16 protein-coding genes are annotated in these 17,256 nt (G+C 69.8%); 7 read left to right on the top strand and 9 right to left on the bottom strand.

What is annotated here, in order from left to right; all coding sequences use genetic code 11:
* Window positions 1-110: 110 nt before the first annotated feature.
* On the bottom strand, window positions 111-536 hold the full coding sequence (locus ACWCRB_RS10770; protein WP_450995716.1) for a winged helix-turn-helix transcriptional regulator: 426 nt from the start codon (window positions 534-536) through the stop codon (window positions 111-113).
* A 92-nt stretch (window positions 537-628) separates the two neighbouring features.
* Between ACWCRB_RS10770 and ACWCRB_RS10765 the strand changes: the two genes are divergently transcribed.
* From ACWCRB_RS10765 to ACWCRB_RS10740, 6 genes are all read left to right on the top strand, one after another.
* On the top strand, window positions 629-1,480 hold the full coding sequence (locus ACWCRB_RS10765; protein ID WP_450995715.1) for an NAD(P)H-binding protein: 852 nt from the start codon (window positions 629-631) through the stop codon (window positions 1,478-1,480).
* A 179-nt stretch (window positions 1,481-1,659) separates the two neighbouring features.
* Complete coding sequence (gene rarD / locus ACWCRB_RS10760; protein WP_450995714.1) at window positions 1,660-2,628, top strand: EamA family transporter RarD; 969 nt, start codon at window positions 1,660-1,662, stop codon at window positions 2,626-2,628.
* Between the two features lie 84 nt (window positions 2,629-2,712).
* Window positions 2,713-3,210, top strand: a complete 498-nt coding sequence (locus tag ACWCRB_RS10755) for a VOC family protein (RefSeq protein ID WP_450995713.1) — start codon at window positions 2,713-2,715, stop codon at window positions 3,208-3,210.
* A gap of 165 nt (window positions 3,211-3,375) precedes the next feature.
* A complete protein-coding gene (locus ACWCRB_RS10750; protein ID WP_450995712.1) occupies window positions 3,376-4,344 on the top strand; it encodes a M28 family metallopeptidase in 969 nt (322 codons plus the stop codon).
* A 167-nt stretch (window positions 4,345-4,511) separates the two neighbouring features.
* Window positions 4,512-5,720, top strand: a complete 1,209-nt coding sequence (locus ACWCRB_RS10745; protein ID WP_450995711.1) for an amidase — start codon at window positions 4,512-4,514, stop codon at window positions 5,718-5,720.
* Window positions 5,721-5,819: 99 nt separating this feature from the next.
* Window positions 5,820-6,365 carry a flavodoxin family protein gene (locus tag ACWCRB_RS10740; RefSeq protein ID WP_450995710.1) on the top strand — a complete coding sequence of 182 codons (546 nt, stop codon included), beginning with the start codon at window positions 5,820-5,822 and terminating at the stop codon, window positions 6,363-6,365.
* 34 nt (window positions 6,366-6,399) lie between these two features.
* Here the strand turns inward: ACWCRB_RS10740 and ACWCRB_RS10735 are convergent, their stop codons facing one another.
* From ACWCRB_RS10735 to ACWCRB_RS10715, 5 genes are all read right to left on the bottom strand, one after another.
* Entirely contained in the window at window positions 6,400-7,356 is a 957-nt protein-coding gene (locus ACWCRB_RS10735) for an ABC transporter permease (protein ID WP_450995709.1), read from the bottom strand.
* Window positions 7,343-8,332: an ATP-binding cassette domain-containing protein gene (locus ACWCRB_RS10730; protein WP_450995708.1), complete on the bottom strand. Its 990-nt coding sequence runs from the start codon at window positions 8,330-8,332 to the stop codon at window positions 7,343-7,345. Before ACWCRB_RS10730 ends, ACWCRB_RS10735 begins: the two co-directional genes overlap by 14 nt.
* An 80-nt stretch (window positions 8,333-8,412) precedes the next feature.
* Window positions 8,413-9,720 (bottom strand): LolA family protein, encoded by a 1,308-nt coding sequence (locus tag ACWCRB_RS10725; RefSeq protein WP_450995707.1) that lies wholly within the window; start codon window positions 9,718-9,720, stop codon window positions 8,413-8,415.
* Between the two features lie 263 nt (window positions 9,721-9,983).
* Window positions 9,984-10,979, bottom strand: a complete 996-nt coding sequence (locus ACWCRB_RS10720; RefSeq protein ID WP_450995706.1) for a CHRD domain-containing protein — start codon at window positions 10,977-10,979, stop codon at window positions 9,984-9,986.
* 223 nt (window positions 10,980-11,202) lie between these two features.
* Complete coding sequence (locus ACWCRB_RS10715; protein WP_450995705.1) at window positions 11,203-12,213, bottom strand: polyprenyl synthetase family protein; 1,011 nt, start codon at window positions 12,211-12,213, stop codon at window positions 11,203-11,205.
* 810 nt (window positions 12,214-13,023) lie between these two features.
* On the opposite strand from ACWCRB_RS10715, the gene ACWCRB_RS10710 reads away from it, so the two are divergent.
* Window positions 13,024-13,521 carry a transglycosylase SLT domain-containing protein gene (locus ACWCRB_RS10710; RefSeq protein ID WP_450995704.1) on the top strand — a complete coding sequence of 166 codons (498 nt, stop codon included), beginning with the start codon at window positions 13,024-13,026 and terminating at the stop codon, window positions 13,519-13,521.
* Window positions 13,522-13,533: 12 nt separating this feature from the next.
* Here the strand turns inward: ACWCRB_RS10710 and ACWCRB_RS10705 are convergent, their stop codons facing one another.
* The 3 genes from ACWCRB_RS10705 to ACWCRB_RS10695 all read right to left on the bottom strand — a co-directional run bounded on the left by ACWCRB_RS10705 (window position 13,534) and on the right by ACWCRB_RS10695 (window position 17,164).
* Window positions 13,534-14,397, bottom strand: a complete 864-nt coding sequence (locus ACWCRB_RS10705) for an HAD family hydrolase (protein WP_450995703.1) — start codon at window positions 14,395-14,397, stop codon at window positions 13,534-13,536.
* 168 nt (window positions 14,398-14,565) lie between these two features.
* Window positions 14,566-15,828 (bottom strand): FAD-dependent oxidoreductase, encoded by a 1,263-nt coding sequence (locus ACWCRB_RS10700; protein ID WP_450995702.1) that lies wholly within the window; start codon window positions 15,826-15,828, stop codon window positions 14,566-14,568.
* Between the two features lie 100 nt (window positions 15,829-15,928).
* Window positions 15,929-17,164: a carboxylate--amine ligase gene (locus ACWCRB_RS10695; RefSeq protein WP_450995701.1), complete on the bottom strand. Its 1,236-nt coding sequence runs from the start codon at window positions 17,162-17,164 to the stop codon at window positions 15,929-15,931.
* Window positions 17,165-17,256 lie beyond the last annotated feature (92 nt).

The raw sequence follows: 17,256 nt of genomic DNA, 5'->3' as shown, positions 1-17,256 counted from the left end.
TGGCCGAGCAGCTCGACACCGCGATCGTCCAGAACGGCAAGGGCGACCTCGGCGCACTGCTCGCCGGCAGCGACACCTGGACCGTCACCGGCTGATCTGTTCGCGAGTGACTACGAGGCCCGGGCCCTTTCGGCCCGGGCCTCGTCGTACGCCTCGCGAGCCCGGGCCACGTCCTGCATGCGGTCCTTCGTCCAGCCGGCCAGGGCGCTGACCTGGGCGGCGGCCTCGCGGCCGAGGTCGGTGAGCGAGTAGTCGACGCGGGGCGGGATGACCGGCTTCGCGTCCCGGTGGACCATGCCGTCGCGCTCCAGCGTCTGGAGGGTCTGCGTCAGCATCTTCTCGCTGACCCCGCCGATGGCCCGGCGCAGCTCGCTGAAGCGGTACGAGCGCTCCTGCAGCTCCATGAGGACGAGCACACCCCAGCGGCTGGTGACATGCTCCATGACCAGGCGGTACGGGCACCTGCCCTCGGCGTCGACCGTCGTGTACTTGCTCCTGGCTTCGGCCTCGCCGCTCACTGCCGCACTTACTGTCATGTAAGTACCTTACTTGAAAGTGGGTACTTTCCAAGAGTTAGCGCTTCTCCTAGGGTTAGTGCCAGCCCGCATCCCACAAGGAGATACGCATCATGAGCATCGTCGTCACCGGAGCCACCGGCCACCTCGGTCGTCACGTCGTCGAGCAGCTGCTGGAGAAGGTTCCGGCCGACCAGATCACCGCCGTCGTGCGCGACGCGGAGAAGGCGTCCGGCTTCGCGGCCCGCGGCGTGAAGATCGCCGTCGCCAACTACAACGAGCCCGAGACCTTCGACGGTGTCATAGCCGCCGGTGACAAGGTGCTGCTCATCTCCGGCAACGAGTTCGACAAGGGCCGTGTCGGCCAGCACAAGGTCGTCCTGGAGGCCGCCAAGGCCGCGGGCGCCGCGCTGCTCGCGTACACCAGCGCCCCGGGCACCCTGACGGCCGCGCTCGCCGACGACCACAAGGGCACCGAGGCGGCGATCCTCGAGTCCGGCGTCCCCTACTCGCTGCTGCGCAACGGCTGGTACAACGAGAACTACACCGAGCAGATCGCCGTCGCTCTGGAGCACGGCGTCACGCAGGCCGCCGGAGAGGGCAAGGTCGCCTCGGCCGCGCGCGCCGACTACGCCGCCGCCGCTGTCGCGGTGCTGACCGGCGAGGGCCACGAGAACTCGACGTACGAGCTGAGCGGCGACACGGCGTGGACCTTCGCCGAGTACGCCGCCGAGGTGTCCAAGCAGTCCGGCAAGGATGTCCCCTACAACGCCGTCTCCGTCGAGGTCTTCACCGGCATCCTGACCGGCGCCGGTCTGCCCGAGGCCTTCGCCGCGATCCTGGCGGGCGTGGACGCCTCCATCGAGCAGGGCCAGCTGGCCGGCACCCCGGGCGACCTGTCCCGCCTGACCGGCAGCCCGACCACGCCGATCGCCGAGTCGATCGCCGCCGCGCTCAAGGCCTGACGTCACCCGTAACCCCCAGAACACTCAGGGGCGCGCACTCCCCCGTAGCGCCCCTGAGGACGCCACCCCCGGCTGTCATGACCGTATCGCGATACGAGCATGACAGCCGGGGGCGCTCGGCGTTACCGTCAGGGACGCACGTCCATCTGCTGATGTGCTGATACGAGGGGGAGGCACCGGTGGCCGGGAAGCCCACGAGCGAGCAGCGCACGGGTCTGCTGAACGGCTTCGCGGCATACGGGATGTGGGGCCTCGTCCCGCTCTTCTGGCCGCTGCTGAAGCCGGCCGGGGCGGTCGAGATCCTGGCCCACCGGATGGTGTGGTCCCTCGCCTTCGTCGGTATCGCACTGCTGGTGCTGCGCCGCTGGGCCTGGGCAGGCGAACTGCTGCGGCAACCGCGCCGACTGGCACTGATAGCGGTCGCGGCGGCGCTCATCACGGTCAACTGGGGCGTCTACATCTGGGCCGTGAACACCGGGCACGTCGTCGAGGCCTCGCTCGGCTACTTCATCAACCCGCTGGTCACCATCGCCATGGGCGTGATCCTGCTGAAGGAACGGCTGCGGCCGGTGCAGTGGACGGCGGTCGGCGTCTGTCTCGCCGCCGTGCTCGTCCTGACGATCGGATACGGCCGGCCGCCCTGGATCTCCCTCTGTCTGGCCTTCTCGTTCGCGACATACGGCCTGGTGAAGAAGAAGGTCAATCTGGGTGGCGTGGAGTCGCTGGCCGCCGAGACCGCGGTCCAGTTCCTGCCCGCGCTGGCGTATCTGCTGTGGCTGGGCGGACAGGGCGAGGCGACCTTCGGTCAGGAGGGCGCCGGGCACGCGGCCCTGCTCGCGGCGACCGGCATCGTGACCGCCCTCCCGCTGGTCTGCTTCGGCGCGGCGGCGATCCGGGTGCCTCTGTCGACGCTGGGCCTGCTCCAGTACCTGGCCCCCGTCTTCCAGTTCCTCCTCGGCATCTTCTACTTCCACGAGGCCATGCCCCCGGAACGCTGGGCCGGCTTCGCCCTGGTGTGGCTGGCACTCGCCCTGCTGACGTGGGACGCGCTGCGGGCGGCTCGGCGGGGGGCGCGGGCGCTGAGGGCGGGGGCCGAGGGGATCCCCGCTCCCCGGACGGCGGAAGCCGCGCAGGACGTGCGCGGCTGAACACGCGGGATGCACGCCTGAACACGCGGGACGTCCGCCGCTGAAGCGGGGCGTTGTCAGTGCGGCACGTTATAAGTGGTTTCCATGACACTGACGCCCGGATCCACCCAATCCGCTCCCGTCCCCACACCCACCCCCGTCCACTGGAAGCTGGTCGTCGACTGCGCGGACCCGCACGCGCAGGCCGGTTTCTGGGGTGCCGCGCTCGCGTACACCGTCGAGGACCACAGTGCGCTGGTCGAGCGGCTGCTGGACATCGGTGCCGTGCCGGACGAGCTGACCGTCGAGGTGGACGGCCGGCGCGCCTGGCGGGACCTGGCCGCCGTACGGCATCCCGGTGATCCGTACGAGGAGGAGAGCGGGACCGGGCTCGGGCGGCGGCTGCTGTTCCAGCGCGTGCCGGAGCAGAAGACGGGCAAGAACCGGCTCCACCTCGATCTGCACCCGGGCCCGGACCTGCGCACATCCGAGGTCGAGCGGCTGACCGAGCTGGGGGCGAGAGTGCTGCGGGAGGTACAGGAGATGGGCGGTGAGTGGGTGGTGATGGCGGACCCGGAGGGAAACGAGTTCTGCGTCCACTGACCGAACACCGGGCACAGCGGCCTACTGGTCATGTCCATGTTCATCCGGTATGCGAACTCCCTGTCCAGATAGCGCTCTTGACGAACAGTTGGCCAGAGCTTCACCATCCAGGCACCTATCCGCTGTGGAATCCCTGTGATTCCCAAGGAATTCGGAGCCCCCCACATGAAGCTCTCGGTTCCCGGACGCGCCACAGCCACCGCTGTGGCCGTCACCGTGCTCGCCACCACCGCGCTCCTCACCACGAGCGCTGCGGCCGGCGCGGCCCCCGCACCCGACTCGTCCGTGAAGCTCGCCGCCGCGCCCGACCTGCCGCTGGCCAACGTCAAGGCGCATCTGACCCAGTTGCAGTCCATAGCCACCGCCAACGGCGGCAACCGGGCGCACGGCAGAACCGGTTACCGCGCCTCGCTCGACTATGTGAAGGCCAAGCTGGACGCGGCCGGATTCACCACGACCATCCAGCAGTTCACCGCGTCGAGCCGTACCGGCTACAACCTGATCGCCGACTGGCCCGGCGGCGACCCCGAGCAGGTGATCATGGCGGGCTCGCACCTCGACAGCGTCACCTCCGGCGCCGGTATCAACGACAACGGCAGTGGTTCGGCCGCCGTCCTGGAGATCGCGCTCGCCGTCTCCCGCGCCCAGTACCAGCCCACGAAGCATCTGCGTTTCGCCTGGTGGGGAGCGGAGGAGCTGGGGCTGGTCGGGTCCCGGTACTACGTCAACAACCTCTCCGCCGCGAACCGCGCGCGCATCGACGGCTATCTGAACTTCGACATGATCGGCTCGCCCAACCCCGGCTACTTCGTCTACGACGACGACCCGACCATCGAGCAGACCTTCAAGGACTACTACGCGGGCCTCGGCGTCCCGACCGAGATCGAGACCGAGGGCGACGGCCGCTCCGACCACGCGCCCTTCAAGAACGTGGGCGTCCCGGTCGGCGGTCTGTTCACCGGCGCCAGCAACACCAAGTCGGCGGCGCAGGCGGCCAAGTGGGGCGGTACGTCGGGCCAGGCGTTCGACCGCTGCTACCACTCGTCCTGCGACACGACGGCCAACATCAACGACACCGCCCTCGACCGCAACAGCGACGCGGCGGCGTACGCGGTCTGGGAGCTGTCGGAGTAACACGCGCGCAGTCGGTGGTCCAACTCCCCCGTACCGCACCGGCGATGGCATCGCACGGATGCCAAGATCGGTCGGCAGGTCGTCGGTTCGGTATGGGGGAAGGAACGTTCCATGCGCGGTGCGCGTGTTCGGGTGTCGGGGCGCATGGCCTCGGGGTGTGTGGAAAGTTGAGCAGCCTCCCCTCCGTCTCGGTCTCGGAGATCGCCGCCGCCGTACGGGCGCGGGACGTGACCGCCGTCGAGGTCGTCACGGCCGCGCTCGCGCGGATCGCCGCCGTGGAACCGGAGTTGTGCGCGTTCAGGGAGGTGTGGGGCGAGGCGGCGGTACGGCGGGCGCGCGAGGTCGATGTCCGGGTCGCGGCGGGTGAGCGGCTGCCGCTCGCGGGCGTACCGCTCGCGGTGAAGGGGCGGTACGGGGAGCGGACGGCGGACGCGGTACGGCTGATCGCCGCCGGGTGCGTACCGGTGGGCGCCACGTCCGTACCCGCGCCTGGAACTCCCTGGCAGACATGGGGACTTGGGGCCGGCGGACGGACGGTCAACCCGTGGCGTGCGGACCGGGTGCCGGGCGGTTCGTCGGCGGGGGCAGGGGCGGCTGTGGCAGCGGGCCTGGTCCCTCTCGCGACCGGCGCGGACGGCGCCGGGTCCATACGCATCCCGGCCGCCTGGTGCGGGGTGTTCGGGCTCAAGTCGACGAACGGGCGCCTGCCGCATCCCGACCGGACGGGGCTGAGCGCGGTGGGGGCGGTGGCTCGGCGGGCGGTTGACCTGGGGGCGTACTGGCGGTGCGTGACCGAGGAGGGGGACCAGGAGGGCGAGTGCGTACGGCGGCCTCTCACAGCCCTCTGGTCCGACTCCCTCGGCTTCGCCCGCGCCGATCCCGGTCCCGCCCTCGTCGCGCACGGGGCCGCGCTGCGGCTCGACGGTGCCGGGGTCGTACGGCTGTTGCCGCCGGACGATGCCCTCGTGCGCCTCGACGATCCGGGGCCGGCTTGGCTGGCGCTGCGGGCGCCGGGTGGGGGCACGGGTGAGGGTGGGGCTAGGGGTGCGGACACGGGCGGCGATACGGCGGCGGCGTACCGGCTGCGCGCCGCCAACGACCGGCGGCTCGCGGAGCTGTTCAGCCGGGCCGACCTGCTGCTGACCCCCACGACGCCGAACCCGCCGCACGGCCACGAGGGCCCGGGCGACCGGTACTCGACCGCGCTGACCTGGGCGTTCAACCTCAGCGGGCACCCGGCGGCGAGCATCCCGGCGGGCTTCGGCCCGGACGGCTGCCCCGTCGGACTCCAGGCGGTGGCACGGCACGGCGAGGAGCAGGTGCTGCTGCGGGTCATGGCGGAGGCGGAGGAACAGGCGGGTCTGGCCAGTTGTTGATGCACAGGCGGGCCGTTAATGCACACGCATGTACTGTGCGTGCATCGACTCACCGTGCGCGCCACACCTGCCGTACTCCAACCGCACCGGGGGCCCACCATGAACCGCAGCTTCCTCTTCCTCCTGGGCAGCAGCCGCACCGACGGCAACACCGAGGCGCTCTCCCGCCGGGCCGCCGAACAGCTGCCCGCCGAGGTCGAGCAGCACTGGCTGAGTCTCGCCGAGCATCCACTGCCCGACTTCGAGGATCTGCGCCATGACGCGGACCACGTCCGGCCCACCGGAAACAACACGGCCCTCCTGCTCGACGCGACGCTCGCGGCCACGGACATCGTGATCGTCTCGCCGCTGTACTGGTACTCGGTGTCCGCCCCCGTCAAGCGCTATCTCGACTACTGGTCGGGCTGGCTGCGCACTCCTGACCTGGACTTCAAGGCCACCCTCGCCGGACGCACGCTCTGGGGCGTCACCGTCCTCGCCGACCCGGACCCGGCGCTCGCCGACCCGCTGGTCGGTACGCTCCGCAACTCGGCCGCGTACATGGGGATGCGGTTCGGCGGGGTGCTGCTCGGCAACGGGAGCAAGCCCGGTGACGTACTGAAGGACACCGGCGCGCTCACCCGCGCGAAGACGTTCTTCGAATAGTCCGGCCGGTTCGGCCCATTCGGGCGAGGGGACTTCAGGCCGTGATGTCCTTCGTCGTGAACCGCGCCCAGGCCGCCGAGCCGAACACCGCCGCGTACACGGCCTGGATGCCGAGGTTCTTCACCAGGTCGTCCCAGTAGACCGGTTCGCGCATGAGGTCGGCGAAGGACAGCCAGTAGTGGGAGAAGAAGTACGGCTGGAGCGCGTGCAGTTGGGGTATCTGGTCGAGGATCTGGACGGTGATGAGCAGTCCGACGGTCGTCGCCATCGCCGCGATGCCGCTGCTCGTCAGGGTGGAGATGAACAGGCCGAGCGCCGCCACCCCGATCAGTGACGCGGCGACGACCAGTGCGATCAGCAGCGCCCGCCCCAGTCCCTCCGTGAAGCTGATGCTCGTACCGGAGATCGTCATCAGATCGCCGAGTGGGAAGAGCAGCGCGCCGACTGTGAGCGCCGACAGTGCCACCACCAGCGTCGCGACCAGGCAGAACGTCAGCGTGGTCGCGTACTTGGTGAGAAGCAGGCGGGTGCGGCCGGCCGGGGCGACCAGCAGATAGCGGAGGGTGCCCGCGCTTGCCTCGCCGGCTATCGCGTCGCCCGCGATGACGCCGATGGCCATCGGGAGGAAGAAGGGGAGGGTTGCGGCCAGGGCCGTGAACACCAGGAAGAGGCCGTTGTTGGTGATCTGCGAGATGAAGGCGGGGCCGCCGCCTCCGCCCGGGCCGCCGCCGACGCCGGACGAACCGTCGCCGGTCTCGATCTTGATTGCAATGCCGATGAGGATTGGTACCGCCGCCAGTACGCCCAGGAGGGCGAGGGTGCGCCAGCGGCGGAAGGTGGTGAGTAGTTCGTTGCCGAAGAGGGTGCCTCGGACGGTTGTTCGGCGGCTGACGGTTTGTTGTGGCTGGTCGCGCTCACGCGGCGGTAGCCGCACATCCGATGCAGCCTCGCGCCCCTTTGGGGCGCTTGCCTGAACCTCAGCCTGCGACATCGAAGCCCTCCCCCGTCAGCGCCATGAACGCGTCCTCCAGGGAGGCCTGTTTGACGCCGAAGCCTCGGACGCGGACGCCCGCGCCGACCAACGCGGCGTTCACGTCGGCGAGTTCGCGGTCCGGAGGTTCCGCGGTCACCTGGTCCTCGGTGATGACGACGTCCGAAGCGCCCTGCTCCTTCAGTACGCGGGCCGCGTCCGCCGTGTCCGGTGTCGTGACGACGAGGCGTCCGCGTGCGCCGGCGGCCAGTTCGGACACCGGGCCCTGGGTGATCAGTCGGCCCTGTGCCATGACGGCCGCGTGCGAACAGACCTGCTCGATCTCGTCGAGGAGGTGGGAGGAGAGGAAGACGGTGGTGCCGTCGGAGGCCAACTCCCGTACCAGGGAACGGATTTCGCGCATCCCCTGCGGGTCGAGCCCGTTCGTCGGCTCGTCGAGGACGAGCAGGCGGCGCGGCTGGAGCAGCGCGGCCGCGAGACCGAGCCGCTGCTTCATGCCCAGCGAGTACGCCTTCGCCTTCTTGCCGGCGGCGGCCGTGAGGCCCACCCGGTCCAGGGCGTGCGCGACGCGCGTACGCCGGGTGCGCGGATCGGCGGTCGGGTCGGCGGCGTCGTACCGGACGAGGTTGTCGCGGCCCGAGAGGAAGCCGTATAGCGCGGGCCCTTCGATGAGCGCGCCGACATGCGGCAGTACGGCGCGGGTGGCGCGGGGCATCGGCCGCCCCAGCACCCGCGCCGTGCCCGACGTCGGCTCGATCAGGCCCATCAGCATGCGGATGGTGGTCGTCTTGCCGGAGCCGTTCGGCCCGAGGAAACCGAAGACGCTGCCCGCCGGGACGGTGAGGTCGAGAGCGTCGACGGCGAGCTGTCCACCGCGGTAACGCTTGGTGAGGGCACGGGTGACGATGACCGCGCCATCGTCACCCCGGTGCACCTCTTCCGGCTCTCCCCGCTCCGCGGCGGACGCTTCCTCCATGGGCTCCCCCGGCTCCCTCGGTCGTCTACTCGTACAACTGGGATTCTCGTCCGGAGGTTCCCGAACGGGAGTTACGCGAGTTACTGGGCCGCGTTCGCCGCCTTCACCAGCGCGTCCTTCGTGACGGCGCCGACGTAGAGCTTGCCGTCGTCCGTCATCAGGGCGTTGATCAGGCGGGTCTTGAAGACCGTGCCGGAGCCGAAGTCGCCGGAGACCTTGTCGCCGAAGGAGTCGAGGAAGCCGCCGAACGCGCCGGCGTCCGGGGAGTCACCGGCCGACGGCAGGCCGCTCTCGGCGCCCGAGTCGAAGGCGGCGATGGAGTTCCAGCCCTCGCCGATGACCTTGACGTCATCGCCTTCGAGCCCGTCCACTGCCCCTTCGTGGTCCTCGAGACCCTTGAGGTCCTCCTCGAACTTCTTGCCGGAGTCACCGCCGAAGTCCTCCTCGGCCGTGCCCGAGCCCTCCTCGGTGACCTTCGTTCCCTTGGGCGGGGTGAAGTCGAAGGTCGAGGCGGCGGGCTTGGCGAAGTCGACGTCGACGAAGCCGGCGTCCACGACGGCCGCGCCACCGCTCGCCGGGGTGAGCGTGAACTTCAGCGGCGTACCGGTCTTCGAGTCGACCGCGATGCTGATCGCCCCGACCGTAGACCCGGACTCCTTCGGCTTGATGACCAGCTTGTAGGCGTCGCGGCCGGCGACCTGGGCGGTGCCGTCGACGGTCACGGAGGTCGTGCCGTCGGCCGCCTTCAGGGCCTCCTCGGCGAACTCCTTGGGCGTGGCGGGCACGTCGTCGGGCAGGGCCTGGTCCTTGCCGTCGGCCTTGTCCTTGCCGCCCTCGGATGCGGGAGCCGTCGCGTGGTACGCCTCGTTCGACGAACTGTCGTACGCCCACACCTCGTCGCCGTTGTGGATGACGCTGTACTCGGCGGCCTTCTCCAGCAGCGACACCTTCTGCTTGTCGGGGCCGTCGACGGCGACCCGGACCGTGTGCGTGCCGGAGGCCAGTTCGAGGAGCTTGGCGCTCGGATCGGCGGCCGACCCCGAACCACTGGCACCCCCGCCGAGGCCGCCCGAGAGCAGGCCGCTCTCCAGACCACCGAGGTCGGGCAGCCCCAGGTCCGTGCTGATCTTCACCGTGCCGGACAGCTGCTGAGTGTCCGACGCGGCGATCTTCTCGATGAGTTCCTGCGCGCTGATCTTCGGCAGATCGGGATCACCGGAGCCGGCGAACGCCGGTACCAGCCCGATCGTCGCGACCGTCAGACCGATCACCACGGCCGGGGCGGTGTACCGCGCGGCCTTGCGGCGTCGCGACGGCACGTCCTCGGCCTCGGTCTCGATCTCGGCCTCGATCCGGTTGCCGGACTTGGCCTCTTCGTACGGTGCCATGTGTGCCTTACCTCCGTCGTCGGCGGCGGCTGTCAGTCCCACACCTGTCCACCCTGAGCCGCCATTCTCACCCGAACCGGTGAGGAGTGGTGCTTTCCATCTCACCAAATCGGCGAAGAGGAATCGTCAGACCTTGGTCTCAACTCCGCGTACTGCTACGGGATGACATGAGGAGGCGGTGCTTCCCCCGACCCGTAGGGGTCGTGCGGTGGCGGTACCGGGGAAGCCCCGCCTCGATGCCGACCGTCCGGCGACTCCGCGGCTCAGCTCCGCAGGAACACGTAGTCCGCCTGGTAGGGCACGCCCACGATGGCGCCGGGCGAGCAGGAGCCGGCCGGTGCGACACCGCCCACGGTGTTCAGCCGCAGGATCTCGGTCGTACGGGCGAGCAGCCCGCGGTGCTTGCCGGACTGGGTGGCCCTGAGGTCCAGTTCGGGGATGTTCCTGGCGCCGTTCGGGGTCTTGGAGATCAGCGACCCGGTGACCGCGCTGCGGTCGGGGGCGATCCACTGCGGCGTACCGGAGTTGGGCTTCACGAAGGTGTGCGCGATGTTCCCGCCGAGTACGGCACTGACGTCCCGCTGCGCGAAGGCGTATCCGCCGCCCTCGGCGGGCTTGCACTGGTAGATCTGCTTGCCCTTGACGACGGACGCCTGGAAGTTGTCGAGGGCGTCCCGGAAGTCGAAGGAGGCGACGGTGACCTTGTGGAGCTGCCCGCGGACGGCTCCGCCCGGGAACTCGGCGGTGTGCAGATTGGCGTAGAAGGCGCCGGGGTCGGACTTGAGCTTCGCGAGCAGGGCGGCGTCGTTGACCTTGACGGTTCCCGTGACGGTACGTCCCTTGCCGCCACCGCTGCCCTTGCCGAGCAACCCGGTGAAGTCGATCTTGACGCCGCCGTTCGTACCCTTGGCGCCCTGGTGGATGTGGAGGAGGGTCGGCTTGCCGATACCGCGCCAGGCCACGGCGACGGACACCTTGTCGCCCTTGACCTTGACGAACTCGACGGCAGCCCCGTCCCGGTCCCCGACGGCGGGCCCACCGGCCACGGGCACCTCGTTGGCACCCCGAAGACTGGCGACGAGAACGGTGCCACCGCCTCCGGCACCCACACCCTGGGTGACGATGCCCACGTGGTCGCCGTGGGCATTGCGATCACCACCACGATCCCCGTTCGCGGCCACCGCCGGAAGGACAGCGGCGGCAATCCCGGCAGCGGCGACCACCGCACCCCCGGAAACGATCAGGCTTTTACGGCCCATGATTCTTTTTCTCCCCGTATCGCAGCTGACGCCCCCTGCGTCAGCTTCTGTGAACCCATACGGAAGAGGTCTCGATTTGGACTTAGTCCAATAATGTGACGTGCGTCACGCACATCTTTAGCCCGTCCGGCGTTTGAGGACGAGGCCGTTCAGGCCGAAGCGGGGGTCTGGGGGCGGCAGCCCCCAGGGATGGGACGGGTAAGGGCGGCGGGGGCGAAAAACCCTACCCAGCCCGATGCACCACCGCGTCACACATCTCCCCCAACGCCACCTTCGCATCACACTCAGCCAACGGCACCAACGCAGCCCGCGCCTCCTCAGCGAACCGCACCGTGTCCCGCCGAGCCTGCGCCAACGCCGGATGCACCCGCAGCCGAGCCAACGCCTCCGCATGCCGCGCATCGTCACTCAGATCGGAGTCCAGCAACTCGCACAGCGCGACATCCTCGGCCAGCCCCATCCGGGCCACCCGCTCCCGCAACCGCAGCACGGGCATCGTGGGAATGCCCTCCCGCAGATCCGTCCCGGGGGTCTTCCCGGACTCGTGGGAGTCGGACGCGATGTCCAGCACATCGTCCGCGAGCTGGAAGGCGACCCCGAGCCGCTCCCCGTACTGGGTGAGCACATCCACGACACTGTCGTCGGCGCCGGACATCATCGCCCCGAACCGGCAGGCCACGGCCACCAGCGACCCGGTCTTCCCGCCCAGTACGTCCAGGTAGTGCTCGACCGGGTCCCGCCCGTCCGACGGCCCCGCCGTCTCCAGGATCTGCCCGGTCACCAGCCGCTCGAACGCCTCCGCCTGCACCCGCACCGCCTCGGGCCCGAGGTCGGCGAGGATGTGCGAGGCGCGCGCGAAGAGAAAGTCGCCGGTCAGGACCGCTACGGAGTTCCCCCAGCGCGTGTTGGCGCTGGGCACCCCGCGCCGCACCTCGGCCTCGTCCATGACGTCGTCGTGGTACAGCGTCGCGAGGTGGGTCAGCTCCACCACCACCGCCGACGGCACGATCCCCGGCGCGTGCCGGTCGCCGAACTGCGAGGCGAGCATCACGAGCAACGGCCGGAACCGCTTCCCGCCGGCCCGTACGAGGTGCTGCGCGGCCTCCGTGATGAAGGGCACCTCGCTCTTGGTGGCTTCGAGCAAACCTTCCTCGACAGCCGCCAATCCGGCCTGGACATCGGCTTCGAGAGCCTGGTCCCGCACGCTCAGCCCGAACGGCCCGACGACGGTCACGAGGGATCTCCTGTCTGCTGGTGTCTACTGGCGGTCACACGGTGTGTCGATAGGTCGCTGCCATCACTCAAGTCAGCGTATCCGGTCACGTTTCGATCACCACGAGCGCCCGCCCGTCCAGGCCAGGCGGTATCGGATCACGACCGGAATGTTTTTGATCAGCCCATAAGTATGGACATTCATAAACATCCCGCGCCCCACCCGTGACACCAGTGACCGCACCCGCGCATACGCCACCACCTCCCTGACGGCACCCGCCGCGCCCGTCGCTACGACAACGACGCGCATCGCACGAGAGGTTCCACCCTCCCGGCAGACACACCCACAAGAAGCCTAAAAACCCTAAAACCCCCTATTCACCCCACTCATCCCACCCAGACCACGACTACCCCCACCCCGTGATTCGAGTCACTCCAAATTCCAGCCCCCGCCACCCCCTCCCCCACAAACTCCCCGTTCGCAAAAGGCAAGTTACTTCCCACCCGCTCCACACCTCCGCCCGTTTTGTCCCCAACATGCGCCCCAAATGACCAAGTCCTGCGTTTCCGCCCCTTGTTCCACCCGTGTGCTCTCGCATACGTTCTCGCCACGCCGGGCGGATCGCCGAATCCTGCCACCGCCCGCAGAGCACCATCCCACCCACCCACACGTGACTCACGCAGGCAGGAGCGGGGGACCCAGGTAAGCCGCCGGTCCGGGCACGACGCCGGAGCGGCTAGGGGTGAAGTCGCGCGCCGAAGCAGGCGCCCGGCCGGGCATCTCCCGCCCGAACCCGACAGCTCACCTCGTAGGCGTCGGAGAGGACTCACCATGCCCGCACGAGGTCAGCACGGCCGCGCGAGAACCACCCGCCGCCCGCTCACGCTCCCGCGCACACTCGCCATCACCGGAACGGCCGCCGTAGCCCTGGCCTTTCCCTTCCTGACCGCGACAACGGCATCAGCCGCACCGTCGTCCGCCGCGTCCGTGTCGTCGGCGACGAACTACGCGAACAACCTGGACGGCTGGATCCGCGAATCGCTCGACATCATGGCGCAGAACGGAATCCCGGGAACGTACAACGGCATCTACCGCAACATCATCCGCGAGTCCTCGGGCAACCCGAACGCCATCAACCTCTGGGACTCGAACGCGGCGGCCGGCACCCCCTCCAAGGGCCTCCTCCAGGTCATCGACCCGACCTTCGCCGCCTACCACGTCGCCGGCACCTCGTACGACCCCTACGACCCGATCGCGAACATCACAGCGGCCTGCAACTACGCGGCGGCTCGATACGGCTCGATAGACAACGTGTACGGCGCCTACTAGACCGGCCCGCCCTCACCGCCACGCCCCGGGCGCGTTCCAGTACTCGTTCCCGTCCCCGGCTCCGGTTCCGGCTCCGAACAACCGCTCCAGCACGACCGCGATCCCGTCGTCCTCGTTCGAGAGGGTGACCTCGTCCGCCACCGCCTTGAGTTCGGGATGGGCGTTGGCCATGGCCACCCCATGGGCCGCCCAGTCGAACATGGGGATGTCATTGGGCATGTCGCCGAAGGCGATGGTGGCGGACGAGGCCAGCCCGAGGTACTCGGCGGCGAGCGCGAGCCCCGTCGCCTTGGTGATGCCGCATGGCTGGAGTTCGACGGTGCCCGGCCCCGACATGGTGACGGTCGCGAGCGAACCGACCGCTCCACGCGCCGCCGACGCCAACTCGTCGTCGGACAGCGACGGGTGACGCAGCAGCACCTTGCTGATGGGTGCGGCCCACAGGTCGTCCCGGTGCGGCACCCGTACGGCGGGCAGCGTCGGGTGCGGCATCAGATACCCGGGTTCGATGAGCGTCAGCCCGTCGACACCGTCCTGATCCACGGCGGCGTACACCTGCCCGACCTCCGCCTCGATCTTGCCGAGCGCGGTCTCCGCCAGCTCCTGGTCCAGGGTCACCGACCACAGCAGACGGTCCGCGCCGGCGTCGTACAACTGCGCGCCCTGTCCGCACACCGCGAGCCCCCCGGCCCCGAGGTCGTCGAGCAGCGGCCGGACTCTCGGCGCCGGCCGTCCCGTCACCACCAAGTGCTGGGCGCCGGCGGCCGTGGCACGCGCCAGCGCGGTCCGCGACCGGTCGGAGAGCGTGTCGTCGGCACGCAGGAGCGTTCCGTCCAGGTCCGTGGCGATAAGTGCGTATGAGGTGGGAGCGGCCATGATCCAGAGAATACGGATCGTTCGGCACATCGGTCTCCGCCCGAACCGGACGACGTTCGGCATCCCGACAGCAACAGCCTCCCAGCCTGCCCCAACTCCCGCCCCGGGAAGGCCCGAACGGCATGAAATCGCGGTCCGCACCCGTTGCCGCCCGCCCCCGTCCGCGCCCTACCCGTGCGCGGCCGCCAGATGCCCCACCAACCTCGGTGACGCGAACTCCGTCCCGCACACGAACCGCATCACCGGCCCGTACGAAGCGGCCGCCGGCAACCCCGTGAAGTACAACCCCGGTACGGAGGACACATACCCGGCACCGAGCCTCGGCGTGCCCCGGCTCACCGCCAGCTCCGCACGCAGCTCGTGCCCGAGGAAGTCCATCGCGGCGATGTCGACGCGGTAGCCGGTCGCGGATATGACGTGGTCGGCCGACAACTCCCGGGTACGTCCGCCGAGATCCTCCACGGTCAACACGGGCCGCCCACCGGCAGAGCCCGCCGCAGCCCCGCTACCCCGTGCGTCCCCCGTTGCCCGTACGATCCGCGCGACCTCGCTCACCTGCACCTTCTCCTCGAACCGGTCGCGCAGCCACCACGCCCCGAGCGGTCCGAGGACCCGGCGGACCAGATAGTGGCGGGCCTGGGCCGGGAGATGGCGGTAGGGATGCGGGTAGTAGGTGAGGGCCCAGAGCGACCACGCGTTGCCGAACGGCGACTCGGGCCGCAGCCTGGGCTGCCGCCACGGGGGCGCACCGAAGGCGACGCGACCGCGCCCCCGCGACACCACCCGTACCCGTGCCCCCGCCTCCGCCGCCAGCGCCGCCGTCTCCAGCGCGGACTGGCCCGCACCGACGACGATCAGCTCCCGGCCCGCGAACCGGCCCAGATCATGGTGCTGCGAACTGTGGGACACCGGCCCCGTGGGCGAGGGCCCGTCCGGCGCGGCGCCGGCCAGCTCCGGGGGCAGATGCGCGAGCCCCGACAACCCGGTCGCCACCACGACCGCCCGCGCGGTGAACAACTCACCCGAGTCCAGCTTGAGTTCGAAGCCACCGTCGCCGCCACCGCTGCCCGCGCCCTTGTGCTGCCGCCGGTCCACGGACACCACCCGTACCCGCTCCAACTCGGGCACGAGCCGCTGCTGGAACCACTCGCCGTACGCGATGAAGGTCTCCACCGGGACGATGTCCTCGTCCGTGACCAACCGGCGTATCCCCGCCGCGTCGCAGTAGTCGACCAGGTTGTGACCCCGCTGCGGGGCGTCGATGTTGGAGGCCACCGGAGTCGACTTCAGGAGCATCCCGGCGGGCATGTGGTCCCGCCAGCTCACCATGGGCTCGCCGAACACTCTCACCGGAATGCCACGCGCCCGCAGATGCGCGGCGGTTGACAGACCGAACGGTCCCGCGCCGATTACCGCTACCGGATGATTCACGAAGTCCCCTCCCAGGACGCTGCTTCGCCACTTCGCGCTGTTCTACTGCTCTGCTGCTGCCGCCCAACCGGTCAGCAGTTGTCGCCACTACGCCTGATACCTACGCCTTGCCGCCACGACGGCCGGCCCGCCACAGCTGATACAGATGCTTCGCGCCCGGCCGTACGATGCGGGCGAGCATCGTGAGGAACGGCAGCGGGTCGTCACCCGCGAGCCAGGCCAGTTCCGTCCCGCTCGCCCGGGTCGGTGCGTGCGGCGTCGTGTAGCCGCTGCGCCGATAGGCGAGGAGGGCGGGCAGGTCGATGTTCTCCACGATGTACCGGTGCCCGGCGCGCTGTTCCCCCTCCGGAACGGTGCGCCCGGTCAGATCGAGATGCATGGCCCGCACGACGTCCACCCCCGACTCGCTCTCGAAGAGCCGGAACTGGGCGCCCATCCGCGGGTTGAAGTCGAGGAGCTTGTACTGTCCGTCGCGCCGGTCGAAGCGCAGGTCGAGGTCGATGATTCCGGTGAAGCCGATCTGTTTGATGAAACGTGCGGCAAGGTCCGCGAGTTCCGGATTGTCGACGACGTACGCATTTGCCGTCATTCCCGCGTGCGGGGGCCAGGAACGGACCTTCACGCCCGTGAACAACGCGCGCGGATTCGAGTCGGCGTCGAAGTAGGCGTGCACGATCCAGTCCTCGGCCTCCTCCCGGGGCAGGTACTCCTGAAGGATCACGCCGGGACGCTCGCCCCAGTCGCGGGCCAGGGACAGCAGCGCCTGCCGACTCGCGATGCGCGTAGTGCCGTTGACGGCGGGCCGGGCGCGCCGCACGAACGCCTCCCGGTTCTTGGCCACCAACGGGAACCGGGCCGTCCGCGCGAACCGCTCGATGTCCTCGTACGACTGCGGGAACGCGGCGGCCGGAGTCGGTATGCCGTGCTCCACGCACAACTCGTGCAGCCCTTGCTTACTGGCGAGCCGACGCGGCAGCGCCGCCTCCACGCGCGGGAAGAGAAAGGCGTCCCCCAGCTCCTCCTGCCGCTCGGCGATCAGCACGGCCGCCTCCTCGTCCGTGGGAACGAGCAGAGCTGGACGCCCGATCCGCCGCCCGATCCGCAGCAACCCCTCGACGAGCCGCTCCGGTTCCTCGGTCCCGGTGGTCGGCCAGACGAACGCGCGCCGCAGATAACGCGAGGCGGCCGCCGGCGTGCAGCGGTCCTCGGTGATCGCATACATCGGAACGCCCAGCCGTCCCAGACTGCGGATGGCCCCGACGCCTCCGTGGTGCAGCGGATAGTCACCGAACTTCACGATCAGCGCCGGCACGGCATGGTCGGCCGAAAACGGCACAGTGCTGCTCCTGGCCACGGGTCCCCCCACGTGTCCCCCCTACGGACCGGACCCACCCCGTCCGTGTCCCCCCAAAGGACGCTAAGCCGGAA

Source organism: Streptomyces sp. NPDC002156 (assembly GCF_053593675.1).
This window is presented reverse-complemented; position numbering and strand designations above follow the sequence as displayed.

What these genes read in the sequence shown, in the direction of transcription:
- ACWCRB_RS10770 (WP_450995716.1), bottom strand. Translation starts at nt 536, where the DNA reads ATGACAGTAAGTGCGGCAGTGAGCGGCGAGGCCGAAGCCAGGAGCAAG.
- ACWCRB_RS10765 (WP_450995715.1), top strand. Translation starts at nt 629, where the DNA reads ATGAGCATCGTCGTCACCGGAGCCACCGGCCACCTCGGTCGTCACGTC.
- ACWCRB_RS10755 (WP_450995713.1), top strand. Translation starts at nt 2,713, where the DNA reads ATGACACTGACGCCCGGATCCACCCAATCCGCTCCCGTCCCCACACCC.
- ACWCRB_RS10750 (WP_450995712.1), top strand. Translation starts at nt 3,376, where the DNA reads ATGAAGCTCTCGGTTCCCGGACGCGCCACAGCCACCGCTGTGGCCGTC.
- ACWCRB_RS10740 (WP_450995710.1), top strand. Translation starts at nt 5,820, where the DNA reads ATGAACCGCAGCTTCCTCTTCCTCCTGGGCAGCAGCCGCACCGACGGC.
- ACWCRB_RS10735 (WP_450995709.1), bottom strand. Translation starts at nt 7,356, where the DNA reads ATGTCGCAGGCTGAGGTTCAGGCAAGCGCCCCAAAGGGGCGCGAGGCT.
- ACWCRB_RS10730 (WP_450995708.1), bottom strand. Translation starts at nt 8,332, where the DNA reads ATGGAGGAAGCGTCCGCCGCGGAGCGGGGAGAGCCGGAAGAGGTGCAC.
- ACWCRB_RS10725 (WP_450995707.1), bottom strand. Translation starts at nt 9,720, where the DNA reads ATGGCACCGTACGAAGAGGCCAAGTCCGGCAACCGGATCGAGGCCGAG.
- ACWCRB_RS10720 (WP_450995706.1), bottom strand. Translation starts at nt 10,979, where the DNA reads ATGGGCCGTAAAAGCCTGATCGTTTCCGGGGGTGCGGTGGTCGCCGCT.
- ACWCRB_RS10710 (WP_450995704.1), top strand. Translation starts at nt 13,024, where the DNA reads ATGCCCGCACGAGGTCAGCACGGCCGCGCGAGAACCACCCGCCGCCCG.
- ACWCRB_RS10705 (WP_450995703.1), bottom strand. Translation starts at nt 14,397, where the DNA reads ATGGCCGCTCCCACCTCATACGCACTTATCGCCACGGACCTGGACGGA.